4 protein-coding genes are annotated in these 3,878 nt (G+C 35.7%); all 4 read right to left on the bottom strand.

All coding sequences use genetic code 11. The annotated features are described in order from the left end of the window. The coding region (locus HRT72_11815) for a PD40 domain-containing protein (protein ID NQY68391.1) at positions 1 to 1,218 on the bottom strand (1,218 nt) is incomplete at its 3' end. Between the two features lies 1 nt (position 1,219). Next, positions 1,220 to 2,320 (bottom strand): tetratricopeptide repeat protein, encoded by a 1,101-nt coding sequence (locus HRT72_11820; protein ID NQY68392.1) that lies wholly within the window; start codon positions 2,318 to 2,320, stop codon positions 1,220 to 1,222. 96 nt (positions 2,321 to 2,416) lie between these two features. Continuing rightward, positions 2,417 to 3,559 (bottom strand): SpoIID/LytB domain-containing protein, encoded by a 1,143-nt coding sequence (locus HRT72_11825; protein NQY68393.1) that lies wholly within the window; start codon positions 3,557 to 3,559, stop codon positions 2,417 to 2,419. Continuing rightward, on the bottom strand, positions 3,556 to 3,878 hold a 323-nt coding region (locus tag HRT72_11830), incomplete at its 5' end, for a lipid-A-disaccharide synthase (GenBank protein ID NQY68394.1). The genes HRT72_11830 and HRT72_11825, both read right to left, overlap by 4 nt.

Raw genomic sequence — 3,878 nt, forward strand, 5'->3', positions numbered from 1 at the left:
AAGCTTCCATTGCCCTAATTCCATTTTAGACATAAAAATATCGTAACCACCTATAGAGTTATGTCCTTGAGAACTGAAATACATTGTTTCCCCATCTGGATGTATATATACAGACTTCTCATCGTACTTGGTATTTACGTTTACAACATTTGCACCTTTTCCCCAAGGAATGGTTCTACTCGCAGTATATGACTCTGTTTCTTTAAGCATTACACCACTAAAGTAGATATCGTTACCGCCTTTAGATCCCGGCTGCGTGTAATACACTTTAATGTCGTTAGGCTCATAACAGGCGTTATATTGATCTTTTTCATTATTAACGTTCTTCGCCATTTTCACTTTACTAGCTGTCCATTTAACTCCTTCCAGTTCACTTTCATAAACATCGTAGTTACCATTCACAATTTTATGCACCAACATTCTTTGGCCATCATATGCTAATCCACCAATACCTTCACTTTCTTCCGTATTTAATGGTGCTCCGATATTTTTGGCTTTACTCCATTTATGACTAGTCAGCTCAGTAGTATAGATATCCATGTCATATTGAGCGATATCATTAGGCTGATGACCATTTTTCCTATTTGAGTTAAAAAGCATTGTTTCCCCATCCACAGAAATACAAGGACCTTCTTCATCCCATTCCGTATTGATGCTTGGCACATTATCTACCCAAACACGCTCAGGATGTTTTACAGCTTCCATTGCGTATTTACATTGCTTTACATACTTAGAAGTCAGTTTTTTCAACTGCTCTACAAATTTAGATTTACCAGTCGCTTTGAATATTTTGAATTCATCTAAAGCTTTATCATAATCTCCTTCTAAAGCCAATGCTTGACCTAAATAAAAATGATAATCAGGATCCATATTAGTATTTAACTCCCCTGCTCTTTTTAGATATTTTACTGCCTTAATTTTATCCGTGGTATATAAATATGCATTACCAATTTTAAGGTTAAGCATGTCGTTATCCGGATTAAATTTTTGAGCAATCTCATAGCTTGCTAATGCTCTTCTAAATTTATCCCCTGGATTTTTAACTAGAGCCACTGCTTCATTTCCTAATTCCAAGAATTCGTCTCCTAGCTTTATTGCATCGGTAGCTGTTTTTAGTCCTTCTTTATTGTCTTTAAAGTTCGCAGCTTTAAATTCAACATTTTGTCCTATAGCATTTGTAAACGCTACAACAAATAATAAAATTGATATATACTTCATTCTATTGGCAATCATTCATCAAATAATATTTACCTCTCGATAACCCCATGTCTTTTGCTTTCTGCCAGTCGGCGCATGCCCCAGCAGGATCTCTTAGCATCTCCTTTGCAATTCCTCTATTTAGATATGACTTCGCGTTAGACGCATCCATTTTAATCGACTTATCCAAATCGGCTACGGCTTCCTTGAATTTTTCTTCAATGATTAAGATAGCAGCTCTGTTGTTATAAGATAAAGCGTAGTTTGGATTCAATTCAATTGCTTTACTAAAGTTATTTCGAGCTTCATTGTAATTCCCTTTATCAAACAGAATACTACCTCGGTTATTCCAGGCCATGTAAAACTTGCTATCAACCGCAATTGCTTTATCGTACGCAATTAAGGCACCATCCAAATCCTTTAACTTCTTCTTAGTACTTCCGATGTTGTTATGGATGAATGCTAATTCCCCGTTTATACTTACCGCTTTATTATAATCAACTAAAGCTGCGCTGTACTTCATTAATTGGCGTTTACAACTCCCCATATCGTTATATGCTTCTGCATAGTCGGGTTTCGCAGATACGGCTCTTTTAAAATGCGCAATGGCCAATTCATATTCTTTCAGCATGAATTTAATTGTGCCCATATTATATGACGCCACAGAATTTTCTGGTTCTAATTTTAAGACTGCCTCAAATTCCGATTCTGCAGCGCTATATGAACCTAATTTCACTTGACACTCTCCTTTTTTCATACGAGCAGCAGTAAAATCCTTTTTCATACTTACAACTTTCGTAAAATCTCTGCTTGCCGGTGCATACTCTTTTAATTCAAAGTGACACATGCCTCTATTGAAATAAGAATCTGCGAAATGCGAATTGGACTTTATCGATTTATCGTAAAATACTATTGCTTCTTTATAGCTTTTTGCCTTATAACGTGCATTACCACTGTTATAAGCTTTCATCGCTTCGGCACTTACTTTACTTTGCAAATTTACATTTGCAATAGAATCTCTAAATTGTTGTTCCTCATCAGAGAGCTCTAAATCGTCCTGTGCAATACAAGAAAACGCCGCACTTGCAACAAGTAGAACCGAGAGGTATATATATCTTTTCATATGAGCTATAATTAGCTTAAAAGTATATCATTTGACTTGTTGACTCCTTATTAGAAAGGTCAGGTTTTCAACAAGTTTTCAGCAATATCATTCTGATTACTCTTCTTTAAAGAAACCCAGTGAGTTAAGGCTTACCAATCTTATTTCATTGTAATAGAATTCAAGAATTCTTTTAAAAGAAAAGCCTATTTCGGCCATATGAATAGCTCCTTCTTGGCAAAGTCCAACACCATGACCATACCCTCTACCCTTTATAACTACATCTTCTTTTCCTTCCGACACATTAAAAAACGTTGACTTTAATTTCCAGTCTCTTCGAACATTAGTTAATGGTAACGAGTCGTCTGAATTAAAATATTTCTTTCGATCAACCTGAGAAAAACCAAGCACTTCATTATTATCAACTTTATTAGCTGCCACATACTCTTTCCAATCGCTAAAATCAACATGTTTTTCCCAAACAGCGTTATGTTCGTGAAGACAAAATGTATCTACTACCGAGCGTAAATAAGATCGGTGCCCTCCCCAAACATCTTCTGAATTCATTGTTTGTCCACCGCAATTAGAATGGAACGTTGCTAGAATGAGTTCAACATTCTCATCTACTAAAACTAAATCCCTAGTTGCAATGGTACCTTGAATAATTTTAGCATCTCCTTTACTCTGCCCCTTGTATACCTGGCAATGCACCTTATCGCATAATTCATAACCATCCTTTGCGTGCTTACGAATATTCCCAAGTGCGTATGTTCTACATATTATAGCTTGTACTTTGTAATACTCTAAAGTCCTTTGCCTTCCACTTTCCCATTCTACAACGTTAGACACGTATCTGTCAAGGTCAATTTCATTAATAATAACAAGTCCGTTTTCCGAATTGCCTATTCTGAAATTACCATCAAACTGTTTGATTTTCTTTTCTGGTGAGGTGCATTTTATTCTTAGGTTATTTGCCTTATCGCTGGTTACAAACTGAATCGTTTTAAAAATGCCGTATTCTTTTTCAAACCCCTTAATATGCAATAAGGTATCTAGCGACTTAATTTCAAAAATGGCGTCATCGGCCAATGGAGTTAATGTATCTCCGTCTGCTATTAAAAAATAGTCTCCTTTAGAATGAGAGATTAAGACTGATTGAATATTCTCTTTATTGAACAAGCCAATGGTTACTTCTGAAGAAATCAAAAGGCTTGGCAAAAACAATAACGAAATAACTAAGGCCGTAAAACTCCTACTCATTCGCCTTCCAAAATATATTCTACGATACTACTCGCTACCCGAGAACTCGCTCCACTTTGGGATAAATTACTTTTCAAATCATTATAATCTTTCAACACAGATGTTCGGGCATCTTTATCGTTCAATAATTTACCTAGTTCTTCTTTCAAGCTATTCTCATTAAAATCATTTTGAATCAACTCTTTTACCGCAGGCCTGTCTAAAATCAAATTTACTAAACATATATACTTCACCTTTATTAGCCATTTCGCTATGTGGAATGAAACCGAATTCCCTTTATAACACACTACTTCTGGTACCATAAAGACTGCAGCTTCTA

The sequence above is a fragment of the Flavobacteriales bacterium genome (genome assembly GCA_013214975.1).
Lineage (GTDB): Bacteria > Bacteroidota > Bacteroidia > DT-38 > DT-38 > DT-38.